Annotated in this window: 16 protein-coding genes; 12 read left to right on the top strand and 4 right to left on the bottom strand. The window is 70.8% G+C overall.

Annotation, left to right across the window (positions count from 1 at the left end):
• The first annotated feature begins 125 nt into the window (after positions 1–125).
• A complete protein-coding gene (locus tag OG714_RS15805) occupies positions 126–974 on the top strand; it encodes a PhzF family phenazine biosynthesis protein (protein WP_406121557.1) in 849 nt (282 codons plus the stop codon).
• A gap of 9 nt (positions 975–983) precedes the next feature.
• On the opposite strand, the gene OG714_RS15800 is transcribed toward OG714_RS15805, so the two are convergent.
• A complete protein-coding gene (locus OG714_RS15800) occupies positions 984–1,439 on the bottom strand; it encodes an Lrp/AsnC family transcriptional regulator (protein WP_406121555.1) in 456 nt (151 codons plus the stop codon).
• A gap of 158 nt (positions 1,440–1,597) precedes the next feature.
• Here OG714_RS15800 and OG714_RS15795 point away from each other — a divergent pair, with 158 nt between their 5' ends.
• Complete coding sequence (locus tag OG714_RS15795; protein WP_406121553.1) at positions 1,598–2,782, top strand: trans-sulfuration enzyme family protein; 1,185 nt, start codon at positions 1,598–1,600, stop codon at positions 2,780–2,782.
• Positions 2,783–2,827: 45 nt separating this feature from the next.
• Positions 2,828–4,123, top strand: a complete 1,296-nt coding sequence (locus OG714_RS15790) for an amidohydrolase family protein (protein WP_406121551.1) — start codon at positions 2,828–2,830, stop codon at positions 4,121–4,123.
• Between the two features lie 40 nt (positions 4,124–4,163).
• Here the strand turns inward: OG714_RS15790 and OG714_RS15785 are convergent, their stop codons facing one another.
• Positions 4,164–4,709 (bottom strand): bifunctional 4-hydroxy-2-oxoglutarate aldolase/2-dehydro-3-deoxy-phosphogluconate aldolase, encoded by a 546-nt coding sequence (locus OG714_RS15785; protein ID WP_406121549.1) that lies wholly within the window; start codon positions 4,707–4,709, stop codon positions 4,164–4,166.
• A 41-nt stretch (positions 4,710–4,750) separates the two neighbouring features.
• On the opposite strand from OG714_RS15785, the gene OG714_RS15780 reads away from it, so the two are divergent.
• On the top strand, positions 4,751–4,873 hold the full coding sequence (locus tag OG714_RS15780) for a hypothetical protein (protein WP_406121547.1): 123 nt from the start codon (positions 4,751–4,753) through the stop codon (positions 4,871–4,873).
• Between the two features lie 67 nt (positions 4,874–4,940).
• Here OG714_RS15780 and OG714_RS15775 read toward each other — a convergent pair whose 3' ends face one another.
• Positions 4,941–5,390, bottom strand: a complete 450-nt coding sequence (locus OG714_RS15775) for a MarR family winged helix-turn-helix transcriptional regulator (RefSeq protein WP_406121546.1) — start codon at positions 5,388–5,390, stop codon at positions 4,941–4,943.
• 117 nt (positions 5,391–5,507) lie between these two features.
• On the opposite strand from OG714_RS15775, the gene OG714_RS15770 reads away from it, so the two are divergent.
• The 8 genes from OG714_RS15770 to OG714_RS15735 all read left to right on the top strand — a co-directional run bounded on the left by OG714_RS15770 (position 5,508) and on the right by OG714_RS15735 (position 12,683).
• Positions 5,508–6,602, top strand: coding sequence for an ABC transporter permease (locus OG714_RS15770; RefSeq protein WP_406121544.1), 1,095 nt, complete (start codon positions 5,508–5,510; stop codon positions 6,600–6,602).
• Between the two features lie 105 nt (positions 6,603–6,707).
• Positions 6,708–8,120 (top strand): dihydrolipoyl dehydrogenase, encoded by a 1,413-nt coding sequence (lpdA, locus tag OG714_RS15765; protein ID WP_406121542.1) that lies wholly within the window; start codon positions 6,708–6,710, stop codon positions 8,118–8,120.
• Positions 8,121–8,291: 171 nt separating this feature from the next.
• Positions 8,292–8,669, top strand: a complete 378-nt coding sequence (locus tag OG714_RS15760; protein WP_406121540.1) for a sortase-dependent protein — start codon at positions 8,292–8,294, stop codon at positions 8,667–8,669.
• Positions 8,666–9,289: a class F sortase gene (locus OG714_RS15755; protein ID WP_406121538.1), complete on the top strand. Its 624-nt coding sequence runs from the start codon at positions 8,666–8,668 to the stop codon at positions 9,287–9,289. Before OG714_RS15760 ends, OG714_RS15755 begins: the two co-directional genes overlap by 4 nt.
• A 46-nt stretch (positions 9,290–9,335) precedes the next feature.
• Complete coding sequence (locus OG714_RS15750; RefSeq protein WP_366490236.1) at positions 9,336–9,827, top strand: RNA polymerase sigma factor; 492 nt, start codon at positions 9,336–9,338, stop codon at positions 9,825–9,827.
• On the top strand, positions 9,811–10,317 hold the full coding sequence (locus OG714_RS15745) for a hypothetical protein (RefSeq protein ID WP_406121536.1): 507 nt from the start codon (positions 9,811–9,813) through the stop codon (positions 10,315–10,317). Before OG714_RS15750 ends, OG714_RS15745 begins: the two co-directional genes overlap by 17 nt.
• A gap of 83 nt (positions 10,318–10,400) precedes the next feature.
• Positions 10,401–12,086: a carboxylesterase/lipase family protein gene (locus OG714_RS15740; protein WP_406121534.1), complete on the top strand. Its 1,686-nt coding sequence runs from the start codon at positions 10,401–10,403 to the stop codon at positions 12,084–12,086.
• Positions 12,087–12,155: 69 nt separating this feature from the next.
• Positions 12,156–12,683 carry a hypothetical protein gene (locus tag OG714_RS15735; RefSeq protein WP_406121532.1) on the top strand — a complete coding sequence of 176 codons (528 nt, stop codon included), beginning with the start codon at positions 12,156–12,158 and terminating at the stop codon, positions 12,681–12,683.
• Here the strand turns inward: OG714_RS15735 and OG714_RS15730 are convergent.
• Entirely contained in the window at positions 12,676–13,833 is a 1,158-nt protein-coding gene (locus tag OG714_RS15730) for a serine hydrolase domain-containing protein (RefSeq protein ID WP_406121530.1), read from the bottom strand. The two genes, OG714_RS15735 and OG714_RS15730, sit on opposite strands and share 8 nt — an antisense overlap.
• Positions 13,834–13,993 lie beyond the last annotated feature (160 nt).

The raw sequence follows: 13,993 nt of genomic DNA, 5'->3' as shown, positions 1-13,993 counted from the left end.
TCGGCTGACACTCGGTGCTTCGGATGGGGCATATCAATCCACTTTGTTGTGACTGGCCCTGTCCTCGCCGGGCGGGCGCCCGCTGGGATGGACCCGCTTTCCCCTCAGCCGTTCGAAAGGGCCTGATGACCATGCCGCGCAACCGCTCGTTCGTGCAGGTCGACGTGTTCTCCACGAGCCCCTACTCCGGCAATCCGGTCGCGGTCGTCCTGGACGGGACCGACCTCGGCGACGAGGAGATGCAGCGGCTGGCGCGTTGGACGAATCTGTCCGAGACGACGTTCCTGCTGCCGCCCACCGTCCCGGAGGCGGACTACCGGGTGCGGATCTTCACCCCGCAGGGAGAGCTGCCGTTCGCCGGGCACCCCACGCTCGGCTCGGCGCGCGCCTGGCTGGACGGCGGTGGCACACCGCGGGACGCCGAACGCGTCGTGCAGGAGTGCGCCGTAGGACTGGTCGCCGTGCGGCGGGGGGAGGGCACGCTGGCCTTCGCCGCTCCGCCACGGGTGCGTGAGGGGGCGCTCGACGAGGATCAACTGCTGCGGATCGTGGGCGCGTTCGGGATCTCGCGCGACCGGGTCGTGGCCCATCAGTGGGTCGACAACGGGCCTGGGTGGGCTGTGGTGCGGTTGGCCACGGCCGAGGAGGTCCTCGCCCTCGAACCCGACCTCTCCCTCATCCCGGAGGCGATGGTCGGCGCGATCGGGGCCTGGCCGGACGGGTCCCGGCACCGCTTCGAGATGCGTACCTTCGCCCCCGGCGCCGGTGTGCCCGAGGACCCGGCGTGCGGCAGCATGAACGCCGCCGTCGGTCAGTGGCTCACCTCCACCGGCGCCGCGCCCTCCTTCTACCGGGTCTCGCAGGGCACACGGCTGGGGCGGGCCGCGAGCATCGAGATCACCGCCGACGCGGACGGCACCGTGTGGGTCAGCGGTGCCGCCGTCGTCTGTATCCGGGGCACGATCACTCTCTGACCACCCCCGTCATGCGGTGCCCGTGTCGGTGTCGGCGGTGAGGGTCTTCATGGTGACGTAGCTGGTCACCGTGGCCACGCCGGGGAGGGTGGCCAACTGGTTGGCGTGGAAGTCCTCGTAGGCCGGCAGGTCGGCCACCTCGACCTGGAGCAGGTAGTCGAAGTTGCCGGTGATGTGGTGGCAGGCGACCACCGCGGGCAGCCGGGTGACCCCGCGCTCGAAGGCGACCACGTCCGCGCGGGTGTGCCGCATCAGCCGTACGCCCGCGAAGACCCGCAGACCGCGGCCGATCGCGGCGGGGTCGATCAGCGCGCGGTAGCCGCGGATGACCCCGGACTCCTCCAGCTGGCGCACGCGCCGCAGACAGGGGGACGGGGAGAGCCCGACCCGGGCCGCGAGCTCGTTGTTGCTGATGCGGCCGTGCGTTTCGAGTACGGCCAGGATCGACCGGTCCACATCATCCATGGGGCAGATTATTGCGATGGAGGCTCCGCTACCACAATTCTACGCCCGCCCCGCGCGCAATTTGCTGCCGAAATTGCCGGGATCCGGTCACATCGGACCGCCGGCCGGTCACGCTTCAGGGAGTCGCACCGACGGTCCAGGTCCACGGAAGGGCAGCCATGCCGGGCAAGAGCACCATCACCGTTCACGCCGATCGCGAGGTCCATCCCAGCCGTGCCGTGGCCCCGCCCATCTACCAGACGGCGGCGTTCTCGGCCGAGGACGCGGAGACGTTCGCGCGAGGGGCCGTGGACCCGCGGGGCAAGGACTTCTACACCCGGTTCGGCAACCCGAACCATGCCCAAGTCGCCGCCGTCGTAGCCGAGTTGGAGAACACCGAGGCGGCCATGGTCACCGCGTCCGGGATGGCCGCGCTCACCACGGCCGTGCTGGCGCTGGTGTCCGCCGGTGACCATGTCATCGGGCAGCGGTCCACCTACGGGGGCACGGCGTCGGTGCTGCTCAACCTGCTGCCTCGGTTCGGTGTGACGACCACGCTGGTGGACCAGACCGACCCCGAGGCGTTCGCGAGCGCGCTGACCCCGCGGACCCGGCTCATCCTGGTGGAGACCCCGAGCAACCCGCTGCTGCAGATCACCGACCTGCGCGCCGTAGCGGAACTGGCCCGTGCGCACGACGTGTTGACCATGGCGGACAACACCTTCGCCACCCCGCTGAACCAGCGGCCGGTGGACTTCGGCATCGACCTGGTCTGGCACAGCGCGACCAAGTATCTGAACGGCCACTCCGACGTCTCCGCGGGAGTGCTGGCCGGACCGGCCGAGATCCTCGACCGGATATGGGACGTCGGGCTCCTCACCGGCGCCACGCTCGGCCCGATCGACGCGTGGCTGCTGCTGCGCGGCATGCGCACCCTGCCGCTGCGGGTGCCACGGCACAACGCCAACGGCCTTGCCCTCGCTGAGGCGTTGAGCGCGCATCCGGCGGTGACGAAGGTGCACTATCCCGGGCTGGCGACGCACCCGCAGCACAAGGTGGCCGTGGACCAGATGAGCGGTTTCGGCGGGGTGCTCGGTATCGAGTTCGCCGGTGGATTCGAGATGGCCGACGCCTTTCTCGGCCGGCTGCGTTACCCGCGCCGGTCGGCCAGCCTCGGTGGCGTGGAGTCGCTGGCCGTGCATCCGGCGTCCATGTGGCGCGGAATGCTCAGCGACGAACAGCTCGCGGAATCGGTCCCGTTGGGGCTCGTCCGGCTGGCGGCGGGCACGGAGGACACGGCCGACCTGGTCGCGGACGCGGTCGAAGCGGCCGACGCCGTGCTGACGGAAGCGGCGACCACCTGAGCGGCCGACGACACCCCCACCCCCCACTATTCAGGAGCGTGTCCGATGACGAAGAAGACCCTGCTCACCGGCGGCACCGTGGTCAGCATGGACCCGGCTGCCGGCGATCTCGAACGCGGTGACGTACTGATCGAGGACGGTGTGATCGTCGAGGTGGCCGAGCGCGTCGACGCGCCGGACGCCGAGGTGATCGACACGACCGACCGCATCGTCATGCCCGGCTTCGTCGACAACCACCGCCACTCCTGGCAGACCGCGTTCCGAGGCGTCGGCGCGGACTGGACGTTCCCCGAGTGGGCGCTGGCCATGCACCGCACGGTCAAACCCCACTACCGGCCCGAGGACGTCTACGCCGGCACCCTGCTCGGCCGCCTGGAGGCCCTGCACTCCGGGGTGACCACGATGCTCGACTGGTACCACGTGGCGCAGACCCCCGCGCACGAGGACGCCGCCGTCGCCGCGCTGCGGGACGCGCCGGGACGGTCGATCTTCTGCCTCGGCGCCGGCTGGGGCACCCCCGACCCCGTCGACACCGACATCCGCCGCGTCCGCTCCGACCTGCCCGGCGACGGCCTCGTCACCATGGCGTTCGGCCTGCGCGGACCCGACGACACCGGCATGGACACCGTTGCCCGCGAGCTGAAACTGGCGGCCGAACTCGGTCTGCGCACCAGCCTGCACATCGAAGCCGCCGGGACGGTCACCGGCCTTCACGAACACGGCCTGCTGCGGGACACCACCACGTTCGTGCACGCCAACGGGATCAGCGACGAAGAGCTGCGGATGCTCGCCGACGCGGGCGCCTCGCTGTCGATCAGCCCGGACGTCGAGCTGAAGATGGGGTTCGGATCGCCGGTCACCGGACGGGCGTTGGCCGCCGGTCTGCGTCCGACGCTGTCCATCGACGACGTCCCGTCGGTCGGTGGTGACATGTTCTCCACCATGCGTACGGCCTTCGCCGTGCAGCGCGGTCTGGACGGCGGCCTGCGCTCCCGCGACCTGCTGGAGTTCGCCACCGTCGACGCCGCCCGGTCCTGCGGGCTCGACACCCGCACCGGCAGCGTCACGCCCGGCAAGGACGCCGACCTCGTCCTGCTGCGCACCGACGACCTGACCGTGTTCCCGGTCACCGACCCGGCCGGCACCGTCGTCAGCGCCGGCCATCCCGGCCTGGTGGACACCGTGCTCGTCGCCGGTCGCGTGGTCAAACGGGACGGCGTGCTGGTGGGCGTGGACCTGCCTGCCCTGCGGGCCCGGCTGCTCGCCTCACGCGACCGGATCGCGGCGGCCGCCGGTATTCCGCTCGACGGGACATGGCGCCCGCGGCCGGAACCGGCGTAGGAGCAACTGGCCGTACCCGTCGGCCTGTTGGGTTGTTCTGTTACGCCGGCGACGGCTCGGCCGGCAGGGAGTCGGTGAAGGCGCGGGCGCGGCGGGTGATCTCGGGCCAGTCGCCGGCGGCCACGACGGCGGGCGGTACGACCTCCGAACCGGCGCACACCGCACGCGCCCCCGCCGCGAGGAAACCGGCCGCGTTCTCCGCGTTGACGCCGCCCGACGCCACCAGCGGTACGTCCGGGAAGGGGCCGGCCAGGTCCCGGAAGCGCCGGGGGCCGAAGGCACGCGCGGGGAAGATCTTCACCGCGTCCACGCCGAGGTCGAGTGCCATGCCGACCTCCGTCGGGGACAGGGCGCCCATGACGACCGGTACCCCGGCCGCCGCCGCCACCTCCGCGACTCCGGTGCGGCAGCCGGGAGTTACGAGGTACTGGGCCCCCGCGTCGATCAGCTCCTCGGCCTGGTCCGCCGTCATCACCGTGCCCGCGCCGACGCCGTCCTGCCCGTCGGCCAGCGCTCGGCGGAGCTGCGCGGCGAGGGAGGAAGTGGTGCGGGTGAACTCGATCCAGCGGATGCCGCCCGCCCGCAACGCCTCGCACAGCGCCGTGGCGTCCGCTCGCCCGCGCCGCGATGCGCACCCATCTCCGGGCCGTCTTCAGCGACATCGAGCGCATCCGGGCGCACTCACCGGAACTGTTCGCCAGCGGTCCCTCGACGGTGCCGGTGCGGCGCAACGTGGTGGTGTGGGAGTAGTCCCCGCGCCCGGCTCCTCAGGGCGGGGCGCCCGCCGACTCTTCAGGACAGGTCACCCGCCGGCCCTTCAGGACAGGTCGCCCTCCAGGGCCGAGGGATTCAGCGAAGCCAGCAGCTTGAGCAGCAGTGCGTGCGTCTGTTCCTGCTCCGCCGGCGTCAGTACCTGAAGCGCCTCGGCGTGGGCGGCGTCGACCGTCTCCGCCGCCTCCGCCGCGAGCCGTACGCCGGCCTCCGTCGCGTGCAGGCGCTGGGTGCGCCGGTCGCCGGGGGTGGTGCGGCGCTCCAGCATGCCCCGCTCGACCAGCCCGTTGACCGCCGTGCCCATCGACTGCGGGGTGATCGCCGCCCGGCGCGCCGCGGTCGCGCTGGAGACCCCCGGGTCGAGGACGGCCTGCATCAGGGCCCGGTGCTGGGCGAGGGTCAGCTGGAGCGGGCGCAGGGCGCGCTCCATCCGGGCCGCCATGATCTGGCCGATCTGCCAGGCCACATAGCCGGTACGGCGGTCGGGATGCTTCACGGAGTGGACCTCTTCTGCGGGGCGCCTCGCGGGCACTTCTCGGCGGACACTTTTGTAAGGCAGCTGATTGTGATGTACAAATATTATCAGTTGCCTTCTAATCTAGGACCGTTCCCGATGTCCCAGCAAGTCGCTCCCCGAGCCACCGGCACCACCGGCGCCCCCCGACAGCCGCACAAGCACGCCCTGGACGTGGCCCACCCGCCGCCCGGCCCCGGAAACCTGCGTGCCGTTCTGCTCCCCGTGGCGGTCGTGCTGCTGATCGGCGCCGTGTTCGTCAGCGTCTACCTCGCGGCCTTCCACGCCCCGAGCCCCCACCAACTCCGCGTCGGCACAACGGAGATAGGCACCGCGCAGGCCCACCTGAACGAGGACCTCGACCGCGTCGCCCCGGGCGGCTTCACCGTCGAGACCTACCCCGACGAGTCCGCCGCCCGGAACGCCGTACAGGACAGGAAGGTCTACGCCGCCTACCTCGGCGACGGAAAGCTGCTCTACGGCAGTGCCAACGGGGCCGCCGTCACCGCGACCGTGACCACCGCCTTCGGCTCCGTGGCCCACGCCGAACAGCACGAACTCGCCGTCGAGGACGTCGCCCCGGCGGCGGCGGGGGACACCCGGGGCCTCTCCGTGTTCTATGCCGCCTTCGGCCTGGTCCTCGCGGGCTACCTCTTCGGTATGACGACGTACCAACTCGCCCCCCGCCTCCAGTACCGCTGGCGGATGGCCAGCCTGGCCCTGTTCGGCATCGTCGGCGGCCTCCTGATCGCCACCATCGCCGGCAGCACGGGCTTCGGCGCGCTGCCCGGCTCCTTCGTGCCCCTCGTCGCGGTCATCGCGCTGATGGGTGCCGCTGTCGGCGGTACGACGATGGTGCTGCTACGGCTGTTCGGCTCGGCCGGTGTCAGTCTCGCCTCGATCCTCATGCTGATCCTGGGCAACAGCAGCAGCGGCGGGATCATGCCCGCGGCGTACCTGCCGGGCTGGCTGCGTCCGCTCTCCGAGATCCTGCCGGTGGGCGTCGGCGTCCGCGCGATGCAGGGCCTGTCCCGGTTCCAGAACGACGGCCTGTCCCGCGCCCTGGTGATCCTCCCGGTGTGGGTGCTCGGCGCGGCCCTGATCCTCTTCCTCAAGGACGTGTACCGGCGCGGGGCTGCGGCGGCGGGTGCGGGGGAGAAGAGCGCGCCGGGGCCCGAACCCGTGACCGGCTGACCTCGACGTACCGGGCCTCGCAGGGCCTGCCGGGTTCGCCGGTCCTGTCCGGGGGCGTGCATCCTGGAAGCAGGCGAGGATCTCCCTCCGGGAAAGGAACCATCGATGGATGCGCAGGACGAGCGGTTCGACGTCGTCGTACTCGGCGCGGGCCCCGGCGGTTACGTCGCCGCCATCCGTGCCGCCCAACTCGGCAAGCGGGTCGCCGTGGTCGAGGAGAAGTACTGGGGCGGAGTCTGTCTCAACGTGGGCTGCATCCCGACCAAGGCCCTGTTGCGGAACGCCGAGTTGGCGCACATCTTCACCCGCGAGGCGAAGACCTTCGGCATCAAGGTCGAGGGGGAGGTCTCCTTCGACTACGGCGAGGCGTTCCGCCGCAGCCGCCGGGTCGCGGACGGCCGGGTCAAGGGCGTCCACTATCTGATGAAGAAGAACAAGATCACGGAGATCGACGGCCGCGGCACGTTCCTCGACCCGCACACCCTCCAAGTGGCGGGCTACGACGGCGAATCGCGCACCATCGGCTTCGAGCACTGCGTCATCGCGACCGGCGCCACCCCCAGACTGCTGCCCGGCACCAAGCGCACCGCACGCGTGGTGACCTACGAGGAGCAGATCCTCGCCGACGACCTCCCGCGGTCGATCGTCATCGCGGGCGCCGGCGCGATCGGCATCGAGTTCGCGTACGTGCTGCACAACTACGGTGTGAAGGTCACCGTCGTGGAGTTCCTCGACCGCGTGGCACCGCTCGAGGACATCGAGGTCTCCACCGAACTCGCCAAGCAGTACCGCAAGTTGGGCATCGACGTCCTCACCTCCACCCGCGTCGAGTCGATCGACGAGTCGGGCCCGCAGGTCCGCGTCACCGTCACCGGCAAGGACGGCGCCCAGCAAGTCCTGGAAGCCGACAAGGTGTTGCAGGCGATCGGCTTCGCCCCGAACGTCACCGGCTACGGCCTGGAGAACACGGGCGTACGACTGACCGAGCGCGGCGCGATCGACGTCGACGGCCGGTGCCGTACGTCCGTCCCGCACCTGTACGCCATCGGCGACGTCACCGCGAAGCTGATGCTCGCGCACGCCGCCGAGGCGATGGGCGTGATCGCCGCCGAGACCCTCGCGGACGCGGAGACGATGGAGCTGGACTACGCGATGATCCCGCGCGCCACGTACTGCCAGCCGCAGATCGCCAGCTTCGGCTACACCGAGGCGCAGGCACGGGAGTCGGGGCACGACGTCAAGGTCGCGAAGTTCCCGTTCACCGCGAACGGCAAGTCGCACGGCCTCGGCGACACCACCGGTTTCGTGAAGCTGATCAGCGACGCGAAGTACGGCGAACTCCTCGGCGGCCACCTCATCGGCCCCGACGTCACCGAACTCCTCCCCGAACTCACCCTGGCCCAGCAGTGGGACCTCACCGTCCACGAGGTCGCCCGCAACGTGCACGCCCACCCGACCCTGGGCGAGGCGGTGAAGGAAGCGGTGCACGGTCTCGCGGGACACATGATCAACATGTGACGTGCCGCCCAACTCGCCTTCCCCGCCGATTGGATGCCCCCCCCGGCCGACTTTGCCGGCTCTTTACAACCCGCCCTCCCGCTGCCTCGTCTCTCCACTCGATCACTGACCCGCCCCACCGCCGGACCGTCCGACGGACCCGATGGGGCGGCCGACGAGAGAGAGCGATTCATGCGCCGAACTGTCCTCAGCGCCCTGGCACTTACGTGCGGCGCGGTCCTGGCGAGCGCCGCGCCCGTGTTCGCGGCCGGGTCCTCCGCGTCCCCGTCCCCGGTGCCGAGCGCCACCAGGGCGCCGAGCTCGGCCCCCAGCGCCGAACCCACCCGCAGCGCGAGCACCGCACCCTCCGCCGTACCGTCCGCCGAGCCCACCCGGGCCCCGAGCCAGGTCGCCGTAGTCCCCAGCGGCGCCCCGGACACCGGTGTCACGACGGTGTCGAAGTCGTCCGACGACATGACGACCACGCTGGTCGGCGGGGGAGCCGCCGCGCTGGTCGTCGGCGGCGGCGCCTTCGTCGTCGTACGGCGTCGGAGGACGACCGGCGTATGACCTCGCTCTCCAGGCGCGCCTTCGTCACCGCGGCGACGGCGACGCTGCTCGCGGGCTGCGGCGGCGGGCACGGGACGACCTCGGCCGCGAACGCCCCTCGGCAACAGGGGAGTTCGACGTCTTCCGGAAAGCCCTCCGCACAGCCCTCCGCCAAGACGGCACACGCCCTCGCGCGTTCCGCCCCGGTCACCCTGCGCGTCCCGGCGATCGGGGTCGACACCCCGGTCATGCAACTGGGGCTGGCCTCGGACGGCACCGTGCAGGTGCCGCCGATCACCGCGCACGACCGGGCGGGCTGGTACCGGCACTCGCCGACACCCGGCCAGACCGGGCCGTCGGTGATCCTCGGGCATGTGACCGTCGGCGCGTACGGCGACGGTGTCTTCCGTCACCTCGCGAAGCTGCGCAAGGGCGACCGGATCGAGGCGGGCCTGGAGAACGGCACGACGGCCACGTTCACCGTCACCACCGTACGGACGGTCGCCAAGGCCGACTTCCCGTCCGACGAGGTGTACGGGAACGTGGCCCGCCCCGAACTGCGTCTCATCACCTGCGGCGGGACCCGCACCGGTACGGGATACCTCGACAACGTGATCGTCTTCGCCACGCTGACCGGCTGAATTCCCGTACCTGTAGCCACTTCGCACGTCACGACCATGGAGAGCGTTGAAACGGTCCCGCGAGAGGGCAGCGTCCGAACTGTTCGCCGCCGTCTACCCGCGCCTCGCCGGCTGGTGCCGCCGTCTCGTCGACGACGACGAGACGGCGCACGAGATCGCCTCCGAGGCGTTCACCCGGCTCTGGGCCCGGTGGACGAAGGTGACGGAACCGCGCGGCTTCCTCTACGTCACCGCGGCCAACCTCGTCCGTGACCACTGGCGCAAACTGGAGCGCGAACGCCGGGCCGTGCGCCGCGCCACCACGGAGGAGGCGGTCCGCCCACCGACCGAACAGGAAGACCCCTCGGTACGGCTGCTCGTGCAGTCCCTGCCCGAACGACTGCGCGTCCCGATCCTCCTGCACTACTACGCTGACATGCCGATCCGGGAGGTGTCCGTGCTGACCGGACGCAAGGAAGGAACCATCAAGGCCGACCTCCACGCGGCCCGCGAACTGCTCCGCGCCCATCTGAGGAGAAGCCTTGACCACACACTTTGACGAGGGAGACGAGGGCCCGGAGACCGACCTCGACGACCCCCTCACGGTCATCCTGCGCCCCTCCTCCGCCGCATACCTCGGCCCACCCCCAGGCCGCTACGAGTCGATCCGCCGCGGCGCGGGCCGCCGCCGCCTGCTCCGCGCGACGATCGGCGCCGGCGCGACCTGCGCGGTGATCGTCCTCGCGGCCCTCCCGTTCCGCCTGTCCGGCCACGACTCTCCTACGACCCCCACGGTCCCCCTCGCCCCGCCCCCCGCGAGCAGCAGTCCCACGCCCCCGCCCGCCTCGTCCGGGACGAGGGCACCCAGCCCCACCGCGGACCCGAGTTCCCCCGCGGACCCCCGCATCCCGAGCCGCACACCGGCCCCCACCACGGCACCGTCCACGGCCCCATCGGCATTGGCATCGCCCTCCGCGTCGGCGTCCACCTCGTCCGCGTCGACCGCGCGTTCCGTCGAGCCGTCGGCCGTACAGACGCGCACGCCGTAACTCCCGCGTCCGTAGGGGCAATTGCAGCCAATCCTGTCGCGTATCTTGCCGACAATATTGCCGAGACGTTACACAAGTGGGTCATGGGAAGGACGACCACACTCCGCAGCAGAGTCCGCACCACCCTGGCAACCGTAAGCGTGCTCGGCCTCGGGCTACTGTCCCCGCTCGCCGTACACGCACTGAAGTCCCCTCCCGCACAAGGGAGTTCGCAACGCTCGTCCCTGGTGGTGGCCACCACCACCGGGAAGGTCGGGGGACTGGCCCAGACCGGATACGACGCATGGCTCGGCATCCCCTACGCCGCGACCCCCACCGCCGCCAACCGCTGGACGGCCCCTCGACCCGCCCCCGCCTGGAGCGGCATCCGCGACGCCTCCCGCTTCGGCGACCGCTGCGCTCAGTCCTCCGGCTGGGACCCCGGCTACGAGAGGGCGATCACCACCGAGGACTGCCTCGACCTCAACGTCTATGCGCCACAGGGGAGTACACGGGGGAGCGGGACCGACACCCCGGTCGTCGTGTGGATTCACGGCGGCGGTTTCACCGGCGGCGCAGGGCAGGACACCAACCCGCGCAAGTTCGTCCAGCAGACGGGCGCGATCGTCGTCACCGTCAACTACCGCCTGGGCCCGCTCGGTTATCTGAACCTCCCCGAACTGCGCGCCGAGAACGCCAACGGTGCCGGAAACTACGGCCTGTTGGACCAGCAGTCGGCGCTGCGCTGGGTGCGGGCCAACATCGGGCACTTCGGCGGCGACGCCGGGAACGTCACCATCGCCGGGCAGTCCGCGGGCGGCAGTTCGGTCTGCGACCAGCTCGCCTCGCCCACCGCCAAGGGCCTGTTCGCGCGGGCGGTCATCATGAGCGGCGGCTGTGCCCTCCAGACGGCGGCGGCCGGTGAGACGCAGAGCCAGGCCTTCGTCAAGGAGATCGGCTGCGCCACCGCCTCCGACGTCCTCGCCTGCCTGCGCGCCGAACCGGCCGCCGCGATCGTCGCCGCCCAACTGAAGGCCCCGATCCGCCCGTCCCTCGGCGGCACCGCGTTCCCGGTGGACCCGGGGACGGCCGTACGGACGGGGAACCTCGCCAAGGTCCCGGTCATGCTGGGCCAGACCAACAGCGAACGCGGCCTGTTCACCTTCCAGAACTACGACTACCTCGGCACACCGATGACCGCCGACCAGTACACCCAGGCGGTGAAGTCGACGTACGGCACGAACGCGGACAAGGTCCTCGCCGAGTACCCGCTCACCGCCTACCCCACCCCGGGCCAGGCCTGGACCGCCGTCCAGAACGGCTCCACCTCCTACGACCGCCAACAGCTGATGGCGCGGCTGTCGAAGTGGGTGCCGACGTACGCCTACGAGTTCGCCGAGAGCGACACCCCGCACTTCACGTCGATCTACCGACTCCAGCAACAGAGCGCCACGGCAAAGGACTTCCCCTTCGGCGGAGCCATCCACGTCGACGACCTCGGCTACCTCTGGGACTACCTCGGCCAGACGTTGCCCTACGACGACGACCAACTGGAGCTGTCCCGGCAGATGATCACCTTCTGGGACCACTTCACGACGACCGGCGACCCGAACGGCCGGGGCACCCCGACCTGGCCGAAGTACACCACCAGGACGGACGAGCTGATGTCCCTGAAGGCCTGCGACACGGCCCCGTCGAGCAACGAACCGCCGGCCGCCTGCTCCAAGCCCACCCGTGACTTCGCCCAGGAGCACGACCTGGACTTCTGGCGGAGCCTCGGGTCGTCGTGACGACACCTGCCGGCCAACAGCTTCCGGCATTGTTTTGAACGTGTTCAATTCTCAGCGTAAGCTGCCGCCATGAACGACAGAGCCGCCCTCCTGAAGGGCATCCGCGCCTGGCTGGTCCTGTTCGTCGTCTGTCTGGTGCTCAGTGGCGCCACCGCCTTTCCGCTGGTCCACGAACTCCGCTGGACCGAGGACGTGTTGAGGTCCCTGTCCGTACCGCACTACCTGCCCACGCTGATGGACTGGATCGTGCAGGTGCGACAGGGACTCGACACCGCCGACACCGACTACCCCTTCCTCCTCTACGGCACGGACTGGCTGGCCTTCGCACACCTCGTCATCGCGGTCGCCTTCTACGGCCCCTACCGCGACCCGGTCCGCAACATCTGGGTCGTCGAGTTCGCGATGATCGCCTGCGCCGGGATCATCCCGCTCGCCCTGATCTGCGGGCCGATCCGCGGAATTCCCTTCTGGTGGACGGTGATCGACATGTCCTTCGGGATCATCGGCATCGTCCCGCTGTACGTCGTACGGAAGAAGATCAAGCGCCTGGAGGCCGTGACACTCGCGGCAACTCCCGCCCCCGCCCTGGCTATTTGAGCGCCGCCAGCGCGATCCGTTCCGCGACCGCGTTCATCGACTCGCCCTTCGCGTCCGTCGAGCCGACCGAGTAGACGAGGGTGCGGGACAGATCGCGGGTGGCGGCGACCACCGTGCTGTATCCGTACCGGGCACCGGACTTGAGCCAGTACACCTGCCCGCCGTACTCGAAGCGCTGGAGCCCGGCGCTGTAACTGGCGCCCTCGATACCCGCCGGGACCGTGAACATCTCCTTCAGCTGCGGGCCCGGCACGATACGGCCCCGGAACAGCGCCGTGATCAGCCGCTCCAGGTCGGCGGTCGTCGAGATCATGTCGCCGGCCGCCCGGCGGTCCGCCTGGTTCCAGTCCGTGACGTCCACGAACTCCGTTGTGCCGTCAGGCTGGTGGACCGCCTGGTAGCCGTGGTTGTGCGGACCGCGGATGTACGGATCGGTGCCGGGGAAGTACGTGTCCCGCATGCCCGCCGGGCGCAGGACGAGCCGGGTGGCCTCCGAGGCGTACGAGTGGCCCGTGACCTTCTCGATCAGCAGGCCGAGGATCGTGTAGTTGACGTTGAGATAGTCCTGCCGCGTGCCCGGCCGGAACTCGGGTCCCTTCGCCACCGCCGACGCCACCACCTGTCTCGGCGCGAGCGTGTCGAAGCGGTGCGCGTACTGGTCCTCGAAGGCGTCCCCGAAACCGTCACCGGCCTGGATGCCGCTCGTGTGATTCAGCAACTGCCGTACGGAGACGGGCTCGAAGGCCTTGGTGAGGAGCCCCGGGAGGTAGTGCTGGACCGGTGTGTCCAGGTCGATCCGCCCCCGCGCCGCGAGCCGCAGCACGGTCGCCGCGGTCACGACCTTCGTCGTCGAACCGGCGCGGAAGCGCGCGTCGGGGTCGGCGGCGGCACCGCTCTCCAGATCGTGCACACCCGCGCTGCCGCGCCAGGACCCGTCGGTGCCTCCCACCCGTACGAGAGCCGCCGTGGCGTCGGAGTCGGGGAGTCCGGCGAGCGCGGCGCGCAGTGCGTCGGCGTCCGGTCCGGTCGTCTCGCGTGCGGTGGCCGAGGGGGACGAGGACCCGGCCCACGCGGGTGCGGCCAACGGCCCTGCCGCGAGGGCGAGTACGAGGGAGGCGGTGAGGACGGTGGTGCGACGGCGGGGGCGCATCGGCTGCTCCTGGGATCTCCGGTGGCTGTCGGTGATCAGCCTCGCCCGCCACGGCCGCAGGCGGATCGTCGGCGAGGAGGGCGCCCGCCCCTGGTGCTACCCGGAGCAACTGCCGTACCGCACAAGGGATTTGCCGGGGATACCCCCTACGGGATCGAGT

The organism is Streptomyces sp. NBC_00989 (assembly GCF_045162655.1).
Classification (GTDB): Bacteria; Actinomycetota; Actinomycetes; order Streptomycetales; family Streptomycetaceae; genus Streptomyces.
The sequence above is the reverse complement of the archived record's forward strand: the minus strand, read 5'-3'. Positions and strand labels throughout refer to the sequence as shown.

Excerpts from the sequence above, each read along its gene's own strand:
- OG714_RS15740 (WP_406121534.1), top strand. The coding sequence starts at position 10,401 with ATGGGAAGGACGACCACACTCCGCAGCAGAGTCCGCACCACCCTGGCA.
- OG714_RS15795 (WP_406121553.1), top strand. The coding sequence starts at position 1,598 with ATGCCGGGCAAGAGCACCATCACCGTTCACGCCGATCGCGAGGTCCAT.
- OG714_RS15800 (WP_406121555.1), bottom strand. The coding sequence starts at position 1,439 with ATGGATGATGTGGACCGGTCGATCCTGGCCGTACTCGAAACGCACGGC.
- OG714_RS15760 (WP_406121540.1), top strand. The coding sequence starts at position 8,292 with ATGCGCCGAACTGTCCTCAGCGCCCTGGCACTTACGTGCGGCGCGGTC.
- OG714_RS15735 (WP_406121532.1), top strand. The coding sequence starts at position 12,156 with ATGAACGACAGAGCCGCCCTCCTGAAGGGCATCCGCGCCTGGCTGGTC.
- OG714_RS15770 (WP_406121544.1), top strand. The coding sequence starts at position 5,508 with ATGTCCCAGCAAGTCGCTCCCCGAGCCACCGGCACCACCGGCGCCCCC.
- OG714_RS15780 (WP_406121547.1), top strand. The coding sequence starts at position 4,751 with ATGCGCACCCATCTCCGGGCCGTCTTCAGCGACATCGAGCGCATCCGG.
- lpdA (WP_406121542.1), top strand. The coding sequence starts at position 6,708 with ATGGATGCGCAGGACGAGCGGTTCGACGTCGTCGTACTCGGCGCGGGC.
- OG714_RS15805 (WP_406121557.1), top strand. The coding sequence starts at position 126 with ATGACCATGCCGCGCAACCGCTCGTTCGTGCAGGTCGACGTGTTCTCC.
- OG714_RS15790 (WP_406121551.1), top strand. The coding sequence starts at position 2,828 with ATGACGAAGAAGACCCTGCTCACCGGCGGCACCGTGGTCAGCATGGAC.
- OG714_RS15755 (WP_406121538.1), top strand. The coding sequence starts at position 8,666 with ATGACCTCGCTCTCCAGGCGCGCCTTCGTCACCGCGGCGACGGCGACG.
- OG714_RS15730 (WP_406121530.1), bottom strand. The coding sequence starts at position 13,833 with ATGCGCCCCCGCCGTCGCACCACCGTCCTCACCGCCTCCCTCGTACTC.